A 19,974-nucleotide genomic window follows, 5' to 3' on the forward strand; every position below is an offset into this window, starting at 1 on the left:
AATTTCTTTCCCGGCACGAACAGTCGGGAGCTGTGGGGACGATAGCCATCAGGGATGATGTCAGCCTCGCACGGGAGAGCCGATCTCCCGAAACCAGGTAGGCTCGAATGAAATCGGGTCGCCAAACTGGTCAGGGAAATCGAGCTGGAGCAGACTGTTGAAATTTGCGCATTCTACACACCGGACCACCGGCAGGTTTCTTTCAGGTAGCGTGGCTTTGCTTGCGCTTCTTGTCACCTCCTGCACGTCGACCGGTACGGGCCTAGACGGCAAACCGCTCCAGATGACCTCCGCCTCCGATGGCTCCGTGATTGCCGATACATTGCAAAGTGCTGCTGATCAGACAGCCGCCGCCGAAGCAACGACGGCCCCTTCGTCAGAAGAGAAAAAGGCAGAAGCCAAGCCGGGTGAAACAAACCCCGCAACAGTGGCTGAAGCGACAAACACCAATAATAAAGAGCAGACAAAACCGACCGAAGCTGCGGCAGCCGCTGAACAGCAACCGACACAGATCGCTGCCCTCGCCCCGCAGCAGCCCAAGAGCTCATCGCTTTTCGGCATGTTTGGTGGCAGCAAGAGCGCCGAACCAGCACCTGCGCAAGCCGCAGAGCAACCAGCGGCAGCCGCTCCAGCCGAAACCGCAAAAAAACAGCCGGAACCGGCAAAGGAAGAAAAGCCCGCCGAAGCAGCAGCACCAGAACAGACCGCAGCGGCCAAACCTGCCGAAGCCGAAAAGCCTGTTCAGGTTGCTTCATTGTTCGGGTCAACGAAGAGCGCTTACGCCTCGCCGCAACGCCCAACGGCCTCGCAAGGCAGCATAGCCCGGCTTTTCTCCGACGAATCGGCTGGCACGCGCTCTGACCGAACCGAAAACAAGAAGCTCGCAGTCGCCAAGCCAGTTTCACCATCTGCGAAGCACGACTATAATTATTCACTGCCCGGTGTGCGTCCCAATGGCGGCGTGGAAATCAAGCATCGCAACAGCCTTTATGACGATAGCGATATTGACGCGAACGAAGACGATGAATTCGCAAACGTAACGCTTGCTTCGGCTCCGGGCCTCGCCCGGCTCGCACCCAATGGCCTGAAAGTTCAAAGACAGACCGTGGATGTTGCCTGCCTCAAGCCACAGCTCATATCCATGCTGAAAACCATGGAGCGGCATTTCCGTCGCCCGGTGATGGTAACTTCCGGCTATCGCAGCCCATCCTACAATCGCAAGGTCAACGGCGCCCGCAAATCACTCCATATGATCTGTGCAGCCGCAGATATTCAAATCGACGGCGTTTCCAAGTGGGAAGTCGCCCGTTTCGCCCGCTCCATGTCCGGGCGTGGCGGCGTCGGCACCTATTGCCATACGACATCGGTTCACGTCGATGTCGGACCGGAACGCGACTGGAACTGGCGCTGCAAGGGCTAATAAAAGAGGCGCATCAGGGATACACAAAAGCCGGATCACATGATCCGGCTTTTTCTTTTGCCTTTATATTCAAGGAAATAAGGAATCCGCCCGCCGAAGTTTTCCCCATTTTTGCAGTACATTCGATTTTTTTCAGAAAAGTGTTTTTTGGGGCTTGCGAGTCAGAACCTTCCTGAATATAAGCCCACTCACACCAGCAGGCGCCCATCGTCTAGCGGTTAGGACAGCGCCCTTTCACGGCGCAGACAGGGGTTCGATTCCCCTTGGGCGTACCATTGCTGGTTTTTCTTTTTCCCTTACAATTCAATCCGTTAGCGCCCGATAGGCACTAGTTTATGCTGTCTGAACTTATTCACAGACAGGTGAAAAAAGGGGCTTGCATGTCAGAAATTTCCTGACTATAAGCGCCCCACACCAGCAGGCGCCCATCGTCTAGCGGTTAGGACAGCGCCCTTTCACGGCGCAGACAGGGGTTCGATTCCCCTTGGGCGTACCATTGCTGGTTTTCTTTCCCTTTAGAATTGACGCAAATATTACTGGCTGAATTGCCAGGATGTTGCTACGCGCCGGGCTGCAACCTTTTCGAAAGGACAGCATAATGTCGAAAGCAACAGCAATCGTTACCACCGCCCATGCCAGCCGTTACCTTCAACAGCTCTGCAAACATTGGGCACACAAATTCGCGGTCGAATTCACGCCGGAACACGGCACCATCGATCTTGGCGAAAATCGTCTCGTGATTCTTGATGCCGACGCGGAAAAACTGACCACCACTGTTGAAACCTCGGAAGAAAACCTCGCTCGCCTCGAAGAGGTTGTGGCAAGCCATGTCGTCCGCTTCGCTTTTCGCGAGGAACTCGTCTTCAACTGGGTAAAACGGTAACAAAAACGGGCGCGTTTACCCTATCCGTAAAAAGCCTGCAAATTGCCCGGAATAGCCATTAACGCATCACAATCCGGGCAAATTCTCCCGCGAAATTCTTCCCAAGTCCGAACACCTGATTTGACGGGGAAGAATAATGACAAGCGAAACAAGAACCACCCTCACCTTTCTCGGCGCTGGCCTTGTTGCAGCAGCGATGGTTCTTGGCGCGGATATGAGCTGGGCCGACGTCGTTAAGGCGCTGTTCTAGGCCAACCGCTCTCGTTTCCCGACTATTTTCGCGAAGCTAACAGAAAAGCCTTTCGCACAATCGCCGAACCGCTCTAAATCGGCGCATGATTTTTCAAACACCTTTGGTTACCGGCAAGCTTGAACGCCGCTATAAAAGATTTCTTGCCGACGTCACGCTTGACGATGGGCGCTTCATCACGGCTTCCGTGCCCAACACCGGCTCCATGCTCGGATTGACTGCTACGGGTTCCCGCGTCTGGCTGAGCGTTTCGGATGCCCCTCACCGCAAATATGCCCATACGCTACAGATCGTCGAAGCGGATAACACGCTGGTCGGCGTAAATACCGGCTTGCCGAACCGGATCGCCGAAGAAGCAATCCTCAAGGGCCTCATTCCGGACCTCGCAGGATATGCCAGCCTCAAGCGTGAGCAGAAATATGGCCGGAACTCGCGCATCGACCTGTTGCTGGATGACGGTCCGCGCCCGCGAGCCTATGTCGAGGTCAAGAATGTCCACTTTATCCGCACGCCCGGACTGGCGGAATTCCCCGATACGGTGACGGCGCGAGGCGCAAAACATCTTGATGAACTGGTCGACGTGGTTGCCGCTGGTCATCGGGGCGTGATGCTGTTTATTATCCAGCGAAACGATTGCAACAGATTCAGCATTTCCGGCGATCTTGATCCCACTTACGCACGCGCTTTTGAACGTGCACGTGCAAACGGGGTTGAGGCTTGGGCCGTTCGGTGCCACATAACGGATAAAAGCATTGACGCCGCTGAAGTGGTGCCAATTGAGTAGACCAAGACGGATCGAGTGATGGTAACCTATATCGAAGCAACAAACGCACCCATGAAATATACGGGCCAGATCAGGCTCTATGGCCCCGAGGCCTTCGAGGGTATGCGCACGGTTTGCAATCTGACGGCACGCTGTCTCGACGCACTCAACGATATCGTCAAGCCGGGTGTGACCACCAACGAAATCGACCGTTTCGTGTTCGAGTTCGGCATGGATCACGGCGCGTTTCCGGCAACGCTGAACTATCGCGGCTATACGAAATCAACCTGTACGTCGATCAATCACGTCGTCTGCCATGGCATTCCCAACGAGAAGCCGCTGCGCGAGGGTGATATCGTCAATATCGACGTGACCTATCTCCTCGATGGCTGGCACGGCGATTCAAGCCGCATGTATGCAGTGGGTGAAATCAAGCGCGCTTCCGAGCGCCTGCTTGAAGTCACCTATGAAAGTCTGCTGCGCGGGATTGCGGCCGTCAAACCCGGTGTGAAGACCGGGGCTATCGGTGCTGCGATCCAGACTTATGCCGAAGGCGAGCGCTGCTCTGTCGTACGCGACTTCTGCGGCCACGGTGTGGGGCAACTGTTCCACGATGCGCCAAATATCCTTCATTACGGCACACCAAATGAAGGCGTCGAGATCAAGGAAGGCATGATCTTTACGATCGAGCCGATGATCAATCTCGGCAAGCCGCATGTGAAAGTTCTTGCCGACGGCTGGACGGCGGTTACCAGAGACCGTTCGCTGACGGCACAATATGAGCATACGGTGGGTGTTACCAAGGACGGCTGCGAGATATTCACCCTGTCTCCGGCCAATGTCTTCGGCCCGCCTTCCATGAGATAACGGCGAAGGAATATCGCCTCGGTAATTGTCTGGTCTGTTTTTGCGGGGGTTTAAACAGGATGGCAAAGCACAGGAATGAACCGGGTAGCGACGAGTTGCCCGGCTTCAGCGACACGCTGCAATTAACGCCGAAGATCGACACGCCGCATTATGCCGGGCATCGTGATCGTCTCAAACAGCGTTTCAGGGATGCCCCTGATGCGCTGGCAGATTATGAACTGCTCGAAATGCTGTTGTTTCGCGCCATTCGCCGCGCCGACACCAAGCCGCTCGCCAAGGCCCTGCTGATGCGGTTCGGCTCGATTGCCGAAGTACTGGCCGCCCCCGAAAAGCTGATAGCCGAAGTTCCCGGCGCCGGCCCCACTGTGGCGCATGAACTCAAGCTTGTAGAGGCTGTCGCCAAGCGAAGCGCGCGCAGCACGGTCATGGAGCGCGAAGTGCTGGGCTCGTGGAACAAGGTGATTGAATATTGCACCTCAGCCATGGCTTACGAGACCCGCGAGCAGTTCCGCATTCTCTTCCTCGACAAGAAGAACAAGCTGATTGCCGATGAAGTTCAGCAGACCGGTACGGTAGACCACACACCTGTCTATCCGCGAGAGGTCGTCAAACGGGCGCTGGAGCTCTCCGCCACCGCCATTATTCTGGTGCACAACCATCCTTCCGGCGATCCGACACCATCACGCGCCGACATCGACATGACCAAGCAGCTCGTCAATGCTGCCAAAGCACTCAACATCACGGTGCATGACCATGTCATTGTCGGAAAGCACGGCCATGCCAGCTTCCGTGGACTAGGATTGATCTAACAAAAATTTCGCGATCAAGCAGTTACCAATTGTTAAGCATAGCGCGAAGAATGGTTGCGCAATGCATGGAAATCACTCGAATTTTCTTAAATTTAGACACAATCAGAGGTGAGACGAAAGCCAGTTCGAAGGCACGGCTTTTCGATGGTTTCAGAGCGCACCCCGAAAAGTGTGAAACGGTTTTCGGAAAAGGTGCGCGTCAATGCAAATGATTGGAGTGCCGATCTGAGTCAATCAGATCGAAACGCGCTCCAATGAATTCAGGCATGTTTCCCGCCAGCGTTTCCGGACGGGAAAATCGGAGTAAAAAATGTTGAAGCGTTCTATCACCGCAGTGGCGCTCGGCGCCGCAATCGTTGCTTTTGCAGGCTCGGCTTTCGCTGCCGACATGATGGGAGCAACGGACTATTCCTATAATGATCCGGTTGCCAGCGGCCCGCATGACTGGTCCGGCAATTATGTCGGCGCACAGATCGGCGCTTCTTCATCGAGGGTCCCCGGTCCTTTCACCAACCGCACCGGCGCTCTGGGCGGCGTTGTCGTGGGCAAGAACATGCAGAGCGGCAATGTCGTGTTTGGCGGAGAACTCGAAGGAAACTTCGCCGAAGCCGAACATCGCATCGGTCATGGCGGCAGCCTTCAGCAGTCATGGAACGGCAATGCCAAGGGCAAGGTCGGCTATGCTTTCGACAAGACGCTCGTTTACGGCACGGCCGGTTACGGTGTGACCCGCTTCAAGGCCAAGGACAACACCACCTCGGCTCCGGGCTGGGAAGGTGGCGCACTGATCGGCGCCGGTGTCGAACAGGCACTGACCGGCCCGCTTTCCGTCAAGGCCGAGTATGATTTTCAGCGCTTCAATGACGTGAAGTCCCGCGTCAACGGCGTTGAACAGCGCAACAATCTGAAGAACCATTCGATCAAGGCCGGCCTGAACTACAAGTTCTAGAGCATGTCTCCCGAAAGTGGGAACCGGTTTCGGGATAAGGACATGCTTAAAAACAAGCAGCTAGAGCATTTCCGACGATTCAAGCGAAACAGGAAATGCTTGAGACTTCGCGATCCGATGCGAGACTTCATTCTGTTTTAGCATCAAGCAATTCTGCATTTGCACAAAGGGCTGCGTTTCATAGCGCAGCCCTTTCGTTTTGCATAAATTTATCTTCATTTCGCAGCCTGACTACGTCATTCGATGGCTTGACTCCGACAGGCACTAACCGATTATAAATTGGTAGTGGAAGTGCGGGGAACAATAAGAGCGAAAAGCTCAACCACCATATCGGGAGGTTATCTTACCTTGCCGTGTTGTCTCCTCGCGCCTGAACACTTGGATATGTGGCTCTGCTGTCGCAGGCCATGCAGTCAGGAATGAAAGAATGCAGCGCGTTTTTGACGGACATAACGATGTCCTTCTGCGGCTTTGGGAAAATGCCCGTAAGGGCCAGGACCCGATCAAGGAATTTATCGACGGGACGGATATCGGCCATATCGACCTGCCCCGTTCGCGCAAAGGCGGTCTCGCCGGTGGCATATGCGCCATCTACATACCTTCGGGCGAGCATATCGAACTGGGCAAGCCCGATGCCAACGGCCACTACGAAACACCGCTTTCATCGCCGCTGGAACGCAGTCCCTCCCTCGACATCGCTCTCGAAATGGCAGCCATTGCGCTGAGGCTGGAAGCTGCGGGCGGCTGGAAGCTCTGCCGTAACGGTCGTGAACTCGAGGAAACGCTGAACAGCGACACATTCGCCGCCGTGCTCCACATGGAGGGCTGCGAAGCCATCGATGCCGATCTGGTAGCGCTTGAAGTCTTTTATGCTGCCGGTTTGCGTTCGCTCGGACCGGTCTGGAGCCGAAATAACGTTTTCGCCCATGGTGTCCCTTTCGCCTATCCGATGAGCCCCGATACAGGCCCCGGACTGACTGATGCAGGCAAGCGTCTGGTCAAAGCGTGCAACACCAAGGGCATTCTGATCGATCTGGCGCATATCACGGAAAAGGGTTTCTGGGATGTGGCCGAACTCAGCGATCAGCCGCTGGTCGCCAGCCATTCCAATGCACACGCCCTCACCCCTGTCGCCCGCAACCTGACCGACCGTCAGCTTGATGCGATCCGCGAGAGCAAGGGCCTTGCCGGGCTGAACTACGCCACAACGATGCTGCGCGCCGATGGCAAGGAAGACGCCAACACGCCGCTTACCGATGTGGTTCGCCATGTGGATCACATGGTTGAACGCATGGGCATCGACTGCGTGGCGCTGGGATCGGATTATGACGGCGCTACAATTCCAGCCGAAATCGGCGATGCAGCCGGCACGCAAAACCTTGTCGATGCACTGCGAAAAGCAGGCTATGGTGAAAAAGAGCTGGAAAAACTTTGCCGGGACAATTGGGTAAGGGTTTTGAAACAGGCCTGGCACGAAGCAGACTGATCTGGAGGGCATCCCGAAAAGTGTCAAACGGTTTTCGGAACAAGATGCGCGAAAAAACAAAGACAAATCCCAAACAAGATCACAGGAAGGGAACTCTCAACATGATGCATTTCGGACGTTTTCGTATTCTGGCTGCCGGTGCAGCGCTAGCCGCCGTGCTGGCCGCAAATCCGGCCTGGTCGGCCACGCCTGCCGACACGCTGGTTCAGGCATGGGCCATCGATGACACGATCACGCTGGACCCGGCAGAATCCTTCGAACTGAGCCCGGCTGAATTCATCGGTAACGCCTATGACATGCTCGTTCGCCTCGACATCAACGATACTTCTAAAGTCGTGCCGGGCGTTGCAGAAAGCTGGACCGTTTCCGACGACGGCCTCACCTATACGTTCAAGCTGAAGAAGGACATCAAGTTCGCTTCCGGCAACCCGGTAACGTCTGCCGACGTGGCTTATTCCTTCGAGCGCGCTGTGCGTCTCGACAAAAGCCCGGCCTTCATCCTGACCCAGTTCGGCCTGACCAAGGATAATGTCAACGAAAAGGCGAAAGCCGTAGACGACGATACGTTTGTCTTCACCGTCGACAAGCCATATGCACCGAGCTTCGTGCTGAACTGCCTCACCGCGACCGTCGCTGCTGTCGTCGACAAGAAGCTTCTCGAAGAACATGCCGAGAAAGTTACGCCGACCGACGACTACAAATACGACACCGACTATGCCAATGCATGGCTGAAGACCAAGTCGGCGGGCTCGGGACCGTTCACGATCCGCGAATGGCGCGCCAATGAAGTCGTCATTCTGGAGCGCAACGACAATTTCTATGGCGAAAAGGCCAAGCTCAAGCGCGTCTTCTATCGTCACGTCAAGGAAAGCGCGACGCAGCGCCTGATGCTTGAATCCGGCGACGTCGATGTGGCACGCAATCTGGAGCCGGGCGACTACGAAGCCGTTCTGAAGAACGACAAGCTGACGACCGCCAGCGCTGCCAAGGGCACGGTCTATTACATCAGCCTCAACCAGAAGAACGCAAATCTGGCCAAGCCGGAAGTTCGCGAAGCGTTCAAATATCTGGTCGATTATGATGCAATCGGCTCGACCCTCATCAAGGGCATTGGTGAAATCCGCCAGACCTATCAGGCAAAAGGCGTTCTTGGTTCTCTCGATGCTGCACCGTACAAGCTCGACGTTGCCAAGGCGAAGGAACTTCTCGCCAAGGCGGGTCTGAAGGACGGTCTCTCGGTCACGTTCGACGTCCGTAACGGCCAGCCGGTCACCGGAATTGCCGAATCCTTCCAGCAGACTGCTGCTCAGGCTGGCGTGAAGATCGAAATCATCCCCGGCGACGGCAAGCAGACGCTGACCAAGTATCGTGCCCGTAACCACGATATGTATATCGGCCAGTGGGGCATGGACTATTGGGATCCGAATTCCAACGCCGAAGCTTTCACCAGCAACCCGGATAATAGCGACGATGCATCGACCAAGACGCTTGCGTGGCGCAACGCCTGGGACATCCCGGAACTGACCAAGCAGACGCAGGCAGCTCTTCTGGAACGCGACAACGACAAGCGTGCTGAACAGTACAAGAAGCTTCAGCAGGAAGCTCTCGACCAGAGCCCGTTCGTCATGCTGTTCCAGCAGGTTGAAGTTGCCGGCATTGGCGGCAACGTGAAGGGCTACAAGCTCGGCCCGACATTCGACTCCAACTTCCTGGCGAACGTCAGCAAGGAATAGTCGGTCACGCCTTGGCGCATGAAAGTTTTTCATGCGCTGAATCGGCCTGAAAACAAGAAGATGGAGCGGTTTTCTGAATCAAAAAGGAAAGCCGCTCCAGAGCGTTTCCAGCGAACCTTTTTTCTGTCCGGAAATGCGTCACAACACGAAATGGAACGGCTCATCAAAACCGTTCTAGGGCTTTTCAAGCAAAGATGACTGGGACTTCAGACCACCCTGTTCTGAAATGTTCTCATTGTCGGAAGCGGTCAAAACATTGAGTAACACTGTAACCACCAAAAAGGTAAGGCGAGCGCCCCGGCGTTCAACGGTCCTTGCCGCGTCGTTAGCCAGCTTTCTGGTTATCGTCATCACGACCTATCTGGGCCTTCTGGCCGTCACATTCTTTATTGGCCGTGTGGTGCCCATCGACCCCGTGCTTGCCATCGTCGGCGACCGCGCTCCTGCGCATGTCGTGGCGCGCGTGCGGGAAGAGATGGGCTTCAACCTGCCCTATTATCAGCAGTTCTATCTTTACGTTAAGGGCGTGCTGCAAGGCGATTTCGGCACTTCTGTGCTCACGACCAATCCGGTCATGACCGATATTCGCCGTGTCTTCCCGGCAACGATGGAACTTGCCACCGTAGGCACCATCATCGGCGCCCTCTTCGGCATTCCGCTCGGCGTTCTCGCTGCCGTCAAGCGCGGCAGCCTTGTCGACCAGATTGTGCGCGTGATCGGCCTCGTCGGCTATTCGGTGCCAATCTTCTGGCTCGGTATGCTTGCGCTTTTGATTTTCTATGCGCGGCTCGGCTGGACTTCCGGTCCCGGACGTATCGACATCACATTCGAATATACTTTCACGCCGATCACCGGTTTCTACCTGATCGACGCGATTCTCCAGCGCGACTGGCCTGCCCTCAAGGATATTATCTCCCATCTTATCCTGCCGTCGGCTTTGCTCGGCTACTTCTCCCTGGCCTATATCAGCCGCATGACCCGTTCCTTCATGCTCAATGAGCTGGAACAGGAATATATCGTTGCTGCTCGCGCCAAGGGCATTTCGGAAACCCGCATCATCTGGGGTCACGCGCTGCGCAACGCCGCTGTCCCGCTCGTTACCGTGATTGCGCTTTCCTATGCCGGACTTCTGGAAGGTTCGGTCCTGACCGAGACCATCTTCTCCTGGCCCGGTCTCGGACTCTACATCACCAATTCACTCCAAAACGCTGATATGAATGCCGTTCTCGGTGGCACAATCGTCATCGGGTCGGTCTTTATCGCGCTCAACCTTGTGTCCGATCTTCTCTATCGGGTTCTCGATCCAAGGACGCGCGTACGATGAGCCAAATGACAGATACTTCCAACCTCTCATGGCGCGAATGGCTGCTTACCGAGCGGCCACAATCGCGCACGCAAGCCCGCCTCGGCCGCGCCTATATGGTCTGGCGGCGTTTCACCGCCAACAAGCTCGCCGTCCTTGGCCTGCTAATCATCATCGGGCTGCTCGTCGTTGCTGCGCTGGCCGATGTGCTGGCACCACATTCGCCGGTTGTTGGCGATCTCGCCAATGCACGTCTTCTACCGCCGGGAACACCCGGCTATCTGCTCGGTACCGATGATCAGGGACGCGATATTCTTTCGCGTCTGATCTATGGCTCCCGCCTCACCCTCTATGTGGTGCTTCTGGTCGCCATCATCGCCGCGCCTATCGGCCTTCTGGTCGGCACTGTGGCTGGTTATGCCGGTGGATGGGTCGATGCCGTGCTGATGCGCATCACCGATATCTTCCTTGCCTTCCCGAAGCTCATTCTGGCGCTGGCATTCGTTGCGGCTCTCGGACCCGGCATCGAAAATGCCATCATCGCCATCGCGATCACCTCATGGCCACCCTATGCGCGTATTGCGCGTGCAGAAACGCTAACCGTGCGCAACTCGGATTATATCTCCGCCGTTCGCCTGATGGGCGCGTCACCGATCCGCATCGTCGTGCGTCATATCATGCCGCTCTGCACTTCTTCGCTGATCGTGCGTGTGACGCTCGACATGGCAGGTATCATCCTTACCGCCGCCGGTCTTGGCTTCCTCGGCCTCGGCGCACAGCCGCCACTGCCTGAATGGGGAGCGATGATCGCTTCCGGTCGCCGCTTCATTCTCGACCAGTGGTGGGTTGCCGCCATGCCGGGTATCGCGATCCTCATCGTCAGCCTTGGCTTCAATCTGCTGGGCGATGGCCTGCGCGATGCGCTCGATCCGCGGGGTAACAACCAATGAAGCCTCTTCTGACTGTTGAAGACCTGCGCGTCACCTTCCCGACGCGCACAGGCGCAATCGAGGCGGTGCGCGGTGTCAGCTTCGAGCTTGGCCGCGAGCGTCTCGGTATCGTTGGCGAATCTGGCTCTGGCAAATCCCAGACCGGTCGCGCCATCATGGGGCTCACGCCGCTGCATGCGCAGATCACCGCCAGGAAACTTGAGTTCGATGGCATCGATCTTCTGAATGTATCGGCTCGTGAGCGCCGCGCCTTGCGCGGTGGCCGCATCGCCATGGTGTTGCAGGACCCGAAATATTCTCTCAACCCTGTCATGACCATCGGCAAGCAGATTGCCGAAACGCTGAAGGCTCACGGCAAGTTCAGCGGCGATGAGATTCGCAAGCGTTCCATCGCCATGCTCGAAGCCGTACAGATTCGCGATGCAGAACGCGTGATGAAGCTCTATCCGCACGAAGTTTCGGGCGGTATGGGCCAGCGCGTCATGATCGCCATGATGCTGGTGGCCGAGCCGGAAATGCTGATCGCCGACGAGCCGACTTCGGCCCTCGACGTGACGGTTCAGCTCGAAGTGCTCGGCATTCTGGATAAGCTGGTTGCCGAGCGCGGCATGGGTCTGATCTTTGTCAGCCACGACCTGCGCCTCGTTTCTTCCTTCTGCGACCGCGTCATCGTGATGTATGCGGGCAAGATCGTAGAGGAAATTGCGGCGAAGGACCTCGCCAATGCGAAACATCCCTATACGCAAGGATTGCTGAACTGCATGCCGAAAATCGGAGCCGATCGCCATCCCCTGCCAACCTTGCAGCGCGAGGAGGCATGGAAGCTATGACGGGGAAAGCTATGAGCACGGCATCTGCACTGAGCGTCGACAATATCGACGTCTATTTCGACCATTTCCATGCGCTGAAATCGGTGAGCATCGACGTAGCGCGCGGTGAATCCTACGGCCTCGTGGGTGAATCCGGTTCCGGCAAGTCGACCCTGCTGCGCGCTGTTGCAGGACTGGCACCCGTCGAAGACGGCGAAATCCGTATAGATGGGCAATTGCTGAAGACACCGCGCGACAAGGCATTCTATCGCAATGTCCAGATGGTGTTTCAGGACCCTTACGGCTCGCTGCATCCCCGGCAGACCGTGGATCGGCTGTTGCTGGAGCCGCTTGCCATCCATGGCGTCGGCGACACGGAACAGCGCATCGTGACGGCTCTCGATGAAGTTGGCCTTGGTTCCGGCTTCCGCTTTCGCTATCCGCACCAGCTTTCAGGCGGCCAGCGCCAGCGTATAGCCATTGCCCGTGCCCTGATCGTTGAGCCCAGCATATTGCTGCTTGACGAACCGACCTCAGCGCTCGACGCATCGGTTCAGGCGGAAGTGTTGAACCTGCTCGAACAGGTTCGGCGCGACCGCAACCTGACCTTCGTGATGGTCAGTCACGATCTTGGCGTTGTAACCCATATGTGCGACCGGCTTGCCGTCATGCGCAATGGCGAGGTCGTCGAGCAGTTGCAGGCAGACGATCTTGTCAGCGGCAATATCCATGCCGACTATACGAAAAACCTGATGCGGGCCAGCGAAGGCTTCCGCAGGTAATGCAAAAGCTTGTCTCCCGAAAGTGGTAACCAGTTTTGGAATAAAGACATGCAAAAAACAAAGGGGACCTTCCGGTCCCCTTTTTCATTGCATCAATCGTCGGATGCCTTGCGCGGGGTGTCGCCATCCTGCCCGCGCCGCCAATAGGCGACAATAAGCTGGCGATCCTTCGCAACATTACGTTCCTTGCGCATATAGGTGCGGATCGACCGGAATGCGTTGAACTCGCAACCGGCCCAGACGTAAATGTCTTCCTCGTCTTCCGGTAGTTCGACCGCACGCACCGCATCCTGCAGCAATGTCGTCGTTCCGGCTTCTGCGCCATCGCGGTTCAGCCATTGCAGATCGACATCAGCTCGCGAGACAAGTTCCTGCTGTTCTGAATCACTGCCAATCTCGACGCGCACAACCGCCTTGGTGCCTTCCGGCAACCGTTCCAGAATGCGCCCGATGGCGGGCAGCGCGGTTTCATCGCCCGCCAGCAGATACCACTTCGCATCGCCTGCATCACCGCCGCCCGGACCGGTCATCCCGACAATATCGCCCGGCTTGGCGCTGACAGCCCAACCCGAACCCGGCGCATCGCAATCGTCGCCATGAACGACCATATCAATATCCACCCATCCGGCTGCGGGATCGATGTTGCGGATCGTATAGACACGCGTGGCAAGCTTGGCGTCGCCATCCGGCCAGACGGGACGGCCATCTTCGCCAGTTGTGGGCCATTGCGGCTTGGCAAGACCTTCGGGTGGAAACAGCAGGCGGATATGAAGACCCAACTGCGAGAAGCGGAACAGGTTTTCGCCCTTCAGACGAATACGACGCATATGCGGCGTTACATTCGACACTGCGACGACCTGCATTTCGCGGAAATAGGGCAGCGGCAGTCCAGCAGCCCCATCACCTTCCCAGATAATCTTCGGCTTGGCGCTGCCCTTGTCGAGAAATTCCAGCACATGTTCGGCGATGGAATATTTCATATAGGCAAGACCGGTTTCGTCCTCGCTCGTGACGTCGACACTAACCGTTTCATCATCCCATTGCACATCTGCCTGACCGAAGCTTAATACCAGCTTGGCCGTGCTGCCCTGTCGATGCACATCAGCATGCTCCACAAAATGATCGAGAAGCTGATTGACCACATGACCGGCATTTGTGAGTGCAAAGCGGGTATTGGCGTTGAGTTCGGACATGCCCCGTCCTCCTTTGGGAAACAATTTTCCCAGCCTTACCCGAATATAACATGACTGTTCAAGTCATCTTTTAACTTTGAACCCGCAATAAATTGTGACAGGCAGCGCCTGCCGCCAGACATCGAAAGAGCCGAGTGCGCCAGCTTGCGCGACGCCAAGGCGCGTCAATCCTCCACCGAACTTCTCACGCCAGTTGAAAAGCAGCATCTCGCTTTGCAAGGTCACTGCATTCGCGACAAGCCTGCCGCCTGGTTTCAGGGCGTTCCAACAGGCTTGCAGTACGCCGTCATCCGTTACGCCGCCACCGATGAAAATCGCATCCGGCTCATCCAGCCCTTCCAGCGCCAACGGTGCTTCACCCCTAACCAGCTGCAATCCGGGGACACCCAAAGCCGCACGATTTCGCTCGATCATCGCCTGCCGCTGTTGGTCCGCTTCGATGGCAATCGCGCGACATGAAGGATGAACGCGCATCCACTCAATGCCGATCGATCCACAACCGGCGCCGACATCCCAGAGCAGTTGTCGCGGCAATGGCTGCAATCGCGACAGAGTAACAGCGCGCACGTCGCGCTTGGTCAGTTGGCCATCATTCTCAAAAGCGTCATCGGGCAGACCGGCGACGGGAGAAAACAGGTTCGCTTCCGGCGCGACGATGCATTCAATTGCCAGCACATTGAGATCGGCGCATCGCTCGTGCGACCAGTTTTCGACAATACCTTGAACCCGGCCTTCCTTCGGCCCGCCAATATGTTCAAGCACCGTCATCACGCTTTGGCCAAAACCCTTGTCCTTGAGCATTGCCGCGGCCTTTGCTGGCGTCGAACCGTCATTGCTGAGCACAAGAAGTTTCTCGCCCGGCAGAATGTGCGGGAGCAAAAGTTCAAACGGGCGACCGTGCACACTGACTGTTCGCACATCCTGAAGCGGCCAGCCCATACGCGCAGCGGCGAGCGAAAGCGAGGACGGATAGGAAAGAACATGCATTTCTTCCGGCGAAAAATGCCGGGACAAAGTCGCACCTACACCAAAAAACATCGGATCACCGCTTGCCAGCACAACGACCGGCTGGCCGCGATATGCCTCAATCATCGCGAAAGCTTCGTCGAAGGGAGATGGCCAGGCCACGCGCTCGGCTTTGATATTATCACTCAGAAAATCCAGATGACGCTTGCCGCCGAAAATGACCGCAGCGGAGCTGAGCGCCGTGAGTGCGGTTTTTCCAAGCCCGTCCAACCCGTCTTCACCGATCCCGATCACTGTCAGCCAGCGTGCCATGCGCGATGCTCCTTTTCCCTGTTCGTATGGCGGGGCAGTAGCAAGTGCAAGCGGCAAGGCGTATAAGGCCAATATGTTGAGCCAGCAAAACCGCCAGACCGACGCAATAAAACCTGACAGGCGCAACGCCTGCCCCGGACTTTCACGTATGGTCATGGCCAGGGATGGGGCTATTGCCCGTATCAAACTGCGGCTCGGTCGCCTGTCAGCCGATCAGGCGCGTTCGATTGCAGCAATAGCTGAACGTTTCGATGCAGGCGCAATAGAGCTGTCGATTCGCTCCAATATCCAGTTGCGCGGCATTGAGCCCAGACATTGGAACGGTGTTGTCGCAGCACTTCAGGAGGTCGGCCTTGGCACCGACAATCCCGGCGCGGATGATATTCGCAATGTGATGGTCAGCCCCACCGCTGGCATTGACCGGGGCCAGGTATGCGACGTCACCGGACTGGCATCGTCAGTGCTGGACATGCTGCAGGCCAATGAGGCTTTCTATGCCCTGTCGCCGAAATTCTCGCTGCAGATCGACGGCGGCGAAGACTGCGCGATGATTTCTCATCCGGGTGACATCTGGCTTTCAGTGATAGACGGCAAGACCTTTGCTTTTGGCCTTGCTTCGTCTCCCGACAGGGAAGCGATGGGGGCTTTCGATGCGCAACATGCCCTGCCCTTCATCGACGCGATGCTCCACCATTTTTTACGCCAAGGCAGCTTTGCACGGATGAAGCATCTGTTCGAAGCCACTCCTCCATCAAAGTTTCTGGCGGAACTGGACCGGGAGTTGTCATTTCCCATCCACCCGGCAATCGGCTGGAAGCGCAAGGCGCCGGTGCCATTCTCGCATCTCGGCAACAGGCAGCAATCTAACGGTTCATTTTATATTGGCGCCATGCCGCTCATGGGACGGCTGACACCGCAGCAACTCGCAGGTCTGGCAAACCTCGCCGACAGCGGAAAGCGTGAACTGCGCCTTACGCCATGGCAAGGTGTTATCCTCCCTTATGTAGGCGAAACCCAGATTGGTGAAGTAACCGAGAAATTTCGTTTGCTTGACCTCGGAACGACAGCCGAAGCCCCACATGCGCGGCTTCGTGCCTGTTCGGGATCAAATGGCTGCGTCTCCGCACTCGCCGACACACAGACGGACGGTAAAAGGCTGGCAGTGCATTTGACTGCGGGAAAATCATCCGTGCACATCACGGGATGCGCCAAGTCATGCGCCGCTCTTGCACCTTTACCGCACACGCTTCTGGCGCGCGCGACGGGTCGCTACGATCTTTATGCGCACGAGCCGTTTCCGCAAGACGGGGCTGGACCATCACGCTTTGGACGGCTATTGGCGACTGATATTACCATTGACGAAGCGGCGCGCCTTCTGAACGCCCTACACTGATTAGAGTGGTCATCATGACAGACTATATTCGCGACGGACAGGCCATTTACGACCGGTCTTTCGCCATCATTCGCGCCGAGGCAGATCTAAGCCGGATACCAGCCGATCTGGAAAAGCTTGCAGTCCGTGTCATTCACGCCTGCGGCATGGTGGATGTGGTCAATGACCTCGCTTTCTCGGAAGGCGCTGGCAAGGCCGGGCGCGACGCCCTGCTCGCCGGTGCGCCCATTCTCTGTGATGCGCGCATGGTGGCAGAGGGCATCACCCGTTCTCGTCTGCCCGCCAATAACGAAGTTATCTGCACACTTGGCGACCCATCGGTTCCTGAGCTTGCGACGAAGATCGGCAATACCCGCTCGGCCGCAGCGCTCGACCTCTGGCTCCCGCATCTGCGCAACAGTATTGTTGCAATCGGCAATGCGCCGACCGCCCTCTTCCGCCTGTTCGAATTGCTGGATGCTGGCGCGCCAAAACCTGCGCTCATCATCGGCATGCCGGTCGGCTTTGTCGGCGCGGCAGAATCCAAGGACGAGCTCGCCGCCAACAGCCGCGGTGTACCTTATGTGATTGTACGCGGAAGACGCGGTGGCAGCGCCATGACGGCAGCCGCAGTCAATGCGCTCGCCTCGGAGCGCGAATAATGACGGTAAAAGGCAGACTGTTTGGCCTGGGCGTCGGCCCCGGCGATCCCGAACTGATAACGCTGAAAGCCCTGCGCCTCCTCAAAAGCGCACCGGTTGTGGCTTATCACGCCGCCAAGGGGAAGAAGGGCAATGCCCTCACCATCGTAGAGGAATATCTCTCACCGGAACAGGTTCTGGTGCCGCTGATCTATCCGGTGACAACGGAAAAGCTCCCCGCACATATGGACTACGAACAGATCGTCAGCGATTTCTACGGCGAGATAACGAGCACGATAGCGAGCCATCTTGATCGCGGTCAGGATGTAGCCGTGATCGCGGAAGGTGATCCATTTTTCTATGGCTCGTTCATGTATATTCACGACCGGCTTGCAGACCAGTATGAAACGGAAGTCGTGCCCGGCGTCTGCTCCGTCCTTGGCGCTTCGGCTGTGCTGGGCGCGCCACTGGTCTATCGCAATCAGACATTGTCCGTTCTGTCCGGCGTCATGAGCGCGGAGGAACTGACGCGGCGGCTCGCGGATACAGGCGCTGCGGCTATCATGAAGCTTGGCAAAAACCTCGACAAGGTTCGCGCTGTGCTGGGCGATCTCGGTCTCATGGACCGTGCGCTCTATGTCGAGCGCGCCACCATGGCCAGTCAGCGCATTGTGCCGCTTGCCGAAGTCGATGGCAGCGACTGCCCCTATTTCTCGATCATTCTCGTTCCGGGGCAAAAATGGAACGGCGCATGATCCCTGCGATTCTGGTTCTCGGAGAAGCCGCAGTGCCTGCCGCGCAACGCATCGCGACAGCTCTGCAGCATGCCGAGATACGCGGCCTCCAGAACCGTGTTGCGTCGCTGGACAACACTTTCGTGCATTTCGGCGATGCGATCAGATCGCATTATGAGGAAGGTCGCCCCATCATTGCGCTTTGCGCAGCCGGTATTGTGATCCGGGCACTGGCACCACTTCTGCAGAACAAGCGTGTCGAACCGCCGGTTCTTGCCGTGGCCGAAGATGGAAGCGCGGTTGTGCCGCTTCTGGGTGGTCTCTCCGGGGTCAACGACATGGCCCGGCAGATCGCAGCAGCACTTGAGGTTGCGCCCGCCATAACCACATCCGGTGAACTGCGGTTCGGGATCAATCTGTTGCACCCGCCTGCCGAACTGACCCTTGCCAATCCCGACGACGCGAAAAATTTCACGTCGAACCTTCTTGCGGGACAGAAGGTGCGGCTTGACGAGACATCACGCTGGCTTGCCAATTCCAAACTGCCTTTCGCCAATGACGGCGCGCTGACAATCAGCATAACGCCCCACATTCGCACGCCCCGGCCAGACGAGCTGATTTATTATCCTCGCAGCGTGGCGATTGGCGTCGATAGGGTCAGCGAGAACATTCAGAACGATATTGAGGATGCTCTCGCCAATGCAGGCATTGCCCCGGCCTCTCTGGCACTGCTTCTCGCCCGCGAAAAAGACTGCACCTCGCCACAGCTTCAGCACGCGGCAAAGAGCTTCGGCGTTCCGCTGCGCTATGTTGCAGATGCAAAGGATGCTCGTGAGATCATCCTTCGTTCGGTGGAACAGCCGGTCGAGCTGACAGAGCGCGAGGGGATTGCCATTGCGGTGGCTGCCAGCCCGGCAGATGTTCTGTTCGTCGGTCGAAAACGCGGTAAGCTGGTCGTTATCGGCCTTGGGCCGGGATCACGAGAGCTGATGACACCTGCCGTTCAGCATGAACTGGAACAGGCCGAAGACATTCTCGGCTATGAGACCTATGTGCGGATGGCCGAGGAGAATCTTCGTCCTTTCCGCGCCGACCAGACCCTTCATATGACCGACAATCGGGAAGAAATGCAGCGCGCACGCCATGCATTCGAACTCGCGGCTTCCGGGCGGCATGTCGCCATGGTTTCCTCGGGCGATCCTGGTGTTTTCGCCATGGCCGCGGCGGTTGTCGAAGCGCTCCACGAAACGGATAATGCCGCATGGCATGGTGTGGAGCTTGTCATCCAGCCCGGTATTTCCGCGGCGATGGCTGCTGCATCACGCATCGGGGCGCCGCTCGGGCACGACTTCTGCATTATTTCACTATCGGATAATCTGAAGCCCTGGGAAATTATAGAGAAGCGCCTTGCGCTCGCCGCCGAAGCCGATCTCGCCATGGCGTTCTACAATCCCATTTCCAGGGCACGCCCGCATCAGCTTGGTCGCGCGCTTGAAATCCTGCGGCAATACCGGTCTCCCGAAACACCCGTTGTTCTTGGACGAGACATCGGCAGACCGGCGGAGACGACACGGACAACCACGCTCGGCGCACTCACACCGGATGATGTCGACATGCGAACCGTGGTGATCGTCGGCTCGTCCCACACGCAAATTTTTGCGAAGACTGATGGCAGGGAGTGGGTTTATACGCCGCGCTGGTACGGCAAAAAGCCAGAGAAATGACAAACAAAAAGGCAGGGAAATCCCTGCC

At 57.1% G+C, this 19,974-nt stretch carries 18 protein-coding genes and 2 tRNA genes; 18 read left to right on the forward strand and 2 right to left on the reverse strand.

The features are described from left to right. Nucleotides 1-157: 157 nt before the first annotated feature. From F9K94_RS03740 to F9K94_RS03805, 14 genes are all read left to right on the forward strand, one after another. Nucleotides 158-1,420 (forward strand): YcbK family protein, encoded by a 1,263-nt coding sequence (locus F9K94_RS03740; RefSeq protein WP_151643697.1) that lies wholly within the window; start codon nucleotides 158-160, stop codon nucleotides 1,418-1,420. A gap of 200 nt (nucleotides 1,421-1,620) precedes the next feature. Continuing rightward, a tRNA-Glu gene (locus F9K94_RS03745) sits at nucleotides 1,621-1,695 on the forward strand. Nucleotides 1,696-1,841: 146 nt separating this feature from the next. Then, nucleotides 1,842-1,916, forward strand: a tRNA-Glu gene (locus tag F9K94_RS03750). Nucleotides 1,917-2,018: 102 nt separating this feature from the next. Then, a complete protein-coding gene (locus F9K94_RS03755) occupies nucleotides 2,019-2,303 on the forward strand; it encodes a DUF2218 domain-containing protein (RefSeq protein WP_151643699.1) in 285 nt (94 codons plus the stop codon). Between the two features lie 335 nt (nucleotides 2,304-2,638). Next, nucleotides 2,639-3,337, forward strand: a complete 699-nt coding sequence (gene sfsA, locus F9K94_RS03760; RefSeq protein ID WP_151643701.1) for a DNA/RNA nuclease SfsA — start codon at nucleotides 2,639-2,641, stop codon at nucleotides 3,335-3,337. 18 nt (nucleotides 3,338-3,355) lie between these two features. Continuing rightward, nucleotides 3,356-4,183 carry a type I methionyl aminopeptidase gene (map, locus tag F9K94_RS03765; protein ID WP_151643703.1) on the forward strand — a complete coding sequence of 276 codons (828 nt, stop codon included), beginning with the start codon at nucleotides 3,356-3,358 and terminating at the stop codon, nucleotides 4,181-4,183. 59 nt (nucleotides 4,184-4,242) lie between these two features. Next, nucleotides 4,243-4,992 (forward strand): RadC family protein, encoded by a 750-nt coding sequence (radC, locus tag F9K94_RS03770; RefSeq protein WP_151643705.1) that lies wholly within the window; start codon nucleotides 4,243-4,245, stop codon nucleotides 4,990-4,992. A gap of 310 nt (nucleotides 4,993-5,302) precedes the next feature. Further along, nucleotides 5,303-5,941: an outer membrane protein gene (locus F9K94_RS03775; RefSeq protein WP_061346127.1), complete on the forward strand. Its 639-nt coding sequence runs from the start codon at nucleotides 5,303-5,305 to the stop codon at nucleotides 5,939-5,941. A 427-nt stretch (nucleotides 5,942-6,368) separates the two neighbouring features. After that, nucleotides 6,369-7,427, forward strand: a complete 1,059-nt coding sequence (locus F9K94_RS03780) for a dipeptidase (protein ID WP_151643707.1) — start codon at nucleotides 6,369-6,371, stop codon at nucleotides 7,425-7,427. 101 nt (nucleotides 7,428-7,528) lie between these two features. Continuing rightward, a complete protein-coding gene (locus F9K94_RS03785) occupies nucleotides 7,529-9,160 on the forward strand; it encodes an ABC transporter substrate-binding protein (protein ID WP_151643709.1) in 1,632 nt (543 codons plus the stop codon). Nucleotides 9,161-9,386: 226 nt separating this feature from the next. Next, a complete protein-coding gene (locus F9K94_RS03790; RefSeq protein ID WP_407922022.1) occupies nucleotides 9,387-10,484 on the forward strand; it encodes an ABC transporter permease in 1,098 nt (365 codons plus the stop codon). Continuing rightward, the gene (locus tag F9K94_RS03795) at nucleotides 10,481-11,413 is read left to right on the forward strand and encodes an ABC transporter permease (protein WP_061346124.1); all 933 of its coding nucleotides are present in this window, start codon (nucleotides 10,481-10,483) and stop codon (nucleotides 11,411-11,413) included. The genes F9K94_RS03790 and F9K94_RS03795 overlap by 4 nt, the downstream gene beginning before the upstream one ends. Next, nucleotides 11,410-12,243, forward strand: coding sequence for an ABC transporter ATP-binding protein (locus tag F9K94_RS03800; protein WP_061346123.1), 834 nt, complete (start codon nucleotides 11,410-11,412; stop codon nucleotides 12,241-12,243). The genes F9K94_RS03795 and F9K94_RS03800 overlap by 4 nt, the downstream gene beginning before the upstream one ends. A gap of 11 nt (nucleotides 12,244-12,254) precedes the next feature. Further along, nucleotides 12,255-13,004, forward strand: coding sequence for an ABC transporter ATP-binding protein (locus F9K94_RS03805; protein WP_151643711.1), 750 nt, complete (start codon nucleotides 12,255-12,257; stop codon nucleotides 13,002-13,004). A 92-nt stretch (nucleotides 13,005-13,096) separates the two neighbouring features. Here F9K94_RS03805 and F9K94_RS03810 read toward each other — a convergent pair whose 3' ends face one another. Continuing rightward, on the reverse strand, nucleotides 13,097-14,197 hold the full coding sequence (locus F9K94_RS03810) for a siderophore-interacting protein (RefSeq protein WP_151643713.1): 1,101 nt from the start codon (nucleotides 14,195-14,197) through the stop codon (nucleotides 13,097-13,099). 63 nt (nucleotides 14,198-14,260) lie between these two features. Then, nucleotides 14,261-15,475, reverse strand: coding sequence for a precorrin-6y C5,15-methyltransferase (decarboxylating) subunit CbiE (gene cbiE / locus F9K94_RS03815; RefSeq protein ID WP_151643715.1), 1,215 nt, complete (start codon nucleotides 15,473-15,475; stop codon nucleotides 14,261-14,263). A gap of 73 nt (nucleotides 15,476-15,548) precedes the next feature. On the opposite strand from cbiE, the gene cobG reads away from it, so the two are divergent. Genes cobG through cobJ form a run of 4 tightly spaced genes read left to right on the forward strand, consistent with a single transcriptional unit; the run spans nucleotide 15,549 to nucleotide 19,946 of the window. Continuing rightward, complete coding sequence (gene cobG / locus F9K94_RS03820) at nucleotides 15,549-16,868, forward strand: precorrin-3B synthase (RefSeq protein ID WP_151644122.1); 1,320 nt, start codon at nucleotides 15,549-15,551, stop codon at nucleotides 16,866-16,868. A gap of 14 nt (nucleotides 16,869-16,882) precedes the next feature. Then, nucleotides 16,883-17,509: a precorrin-8X methylmutase gene (locus F9K94_RS03825; protein WP_151555754.1), complete on the forward strand. Its 627-nt coding sequence runs from the start codon at nucleotides 16,883-16,885 to the stop codon at nucleotides 17,507-17,509. After that, nucleotides 17,509-18,243, forward strand: coding sequence for a precorrin-2 C(20)-methyltransferase (locus tag F9K94_RS03830; RefSeq protein WP_151643718.1), 735 nt, complete (start codon nucleotides 17,509-17,511; stop codon nucleotides 18,241-18,243). Before F9K94_RS03825 ends, F9K94_RS03830 begins: the two co-directional genes overlap by 1 nt. Continuing rightward, on the forward strand, nucleotides 18,240-19,946 hold the full coding sequence (gene cobJ / locus F9K94_RS03835; RefSeq protein WP_192799432.1) for a precorrin-3B C(17)-methyltransferase: 1,707 nt from the start codon (nucleotides 18,240-18,242) through the stop codon (nucleotides 19,944-19,946). Before F9K94_RS03830 ends, cobJ begins: the two co-directional genes overlap by 4 nt. The last annotated feature ends 28 nt before the right edge of the window (nucleotides 19,947-19,974 follow it).

Source organism: Brucella tritici (genome assembly GCF_008932285.1).
GTDB classification, from domain to species: domain Bacteria; phylum Pseudomonadota; class Alphaproteobacteria; order Rhizobiales; family Rhizobiaceae; genus Brucella; species Brucella tritici.

Excerpts from the sequence above, each read along its gene's own strand:
- F9K94_RS03755 (WP_151643699.1), top strand. The coding sequence starts at position 2,019 with ATGTCGAAAGCAACAGCAATCGTTACCACCGCCCATGCCAGCCGTTAC.
- F9K94_RS03805 (WP_151643711.1), top strand. The coding sequence starts at position 12,255 with ATGAGCACGGCATCTGCACTGAGCGTCGACAATATCGACGTCTATTTC.
- F9K94_RS03775 (WP_061346127.1), top strand. The coding sequence starts at position 5,303 with ATGTTGAAGCGTTCTATCACCGCAGTGGCGCTCGGCGCCGCAATCGTT.
- F9K94_RS03780 (WP_151643707.1), top strand. The coding sequence starts at position 6,369 with ATGCAGCGCGTTTTTGACGGACATAACGATGTCCTTCTGCGGCTTTGG.
- F9K94_RS03795 (WP_061346124.1), top strand. The coding sequence starts at position 10,481 with ATGAGCCAAATGACAGATACTTCCAACCTCTCATGGCGCGAATGGCTG.
- radC (WP_151643705.1), top strand. The coding sequence starts at position 4,243 with ATGGCAAAGCACAGGAATGAACCGGGTAGCGACGAGTTGCCCGGCTTC.
- cbiE (WP_151643715.1), bottom strand. The coding sequence starts at position 15,475 with ATGGCACGCTGGCTGACAGTGATCGGGATCGGTGAAGACGGGTTGGAC.
- F9K94_RS03825 (WP_151555754.1), top strand. The coding sequence starts at position 16,883 with ATGACAGACTATATTCGCGACGGACAGGCCATTTACGACCGGTCTTTC.
- F9K94_RS03790 (WP_407922022.1), top strand. The coding sequence starts at position 9,387 with ATGTTCTCATTGTCGGAAGCGGTCAAAACATTGAGTAACACTGTAACC.
- F9K94_RS03830 (WP_151643718.1), top strand. The coding sequence starts at position 17,509 with ATGACGGTAAAAGGCAGACTGTTTGGCCTGGGCGTCGGCCCCGGCGAT.
- F9K94_RS03810 (WP_151643713.1), bottom strand. The coding sequence starts at position 14,197 with ATGTCCGAACTCAACGCCAATACCCGCTTTGCACTCACAAATGCCGGT.
- cobJ (WP_192799432.1), top strand. The coding sequence starts at position 18,240 with ATGATCCCTGCGATTCTGGTTCTCGGAGAAGCCGCAGTGCCTGCCGCG.
- F9K94_RS03800 (WP_061346123.1), top strand. The coding sequence starts at position 11,410 with ATGAAGCCTCTTCTGACTGTTGAAGACCTGCGCGTCACCTTCCCGACG.
- F9K94_RS03785 (WP_151643709.1), top strand. The coding sequence starts at position 7,529 with ATGATGCATTTCGGACGTTTTCGTATTCTGGCTGCCGGTGCAGCGCTA.
- map (WP_151643703.1), top strand. The coding sequence starts at position 3,356 with ATGGTAACCTATATCGAAGCAACAAACGCACCCATGAAATATACGGGC.
- sfsA (WP_151643701.1), top strand. The coding sequence starts at position 2,639 with ATGATTTTTCAAACACCTTTGGTTACCGGCAAGCTTGAACGCCGCTAT.
- cobG (WP_151644122.1), top strand. The coding sequence starts at position 15,549 with ATGTTGAGCCAGCAAAACCGCCAGACCGACGCAATAAAACCTGACAGG.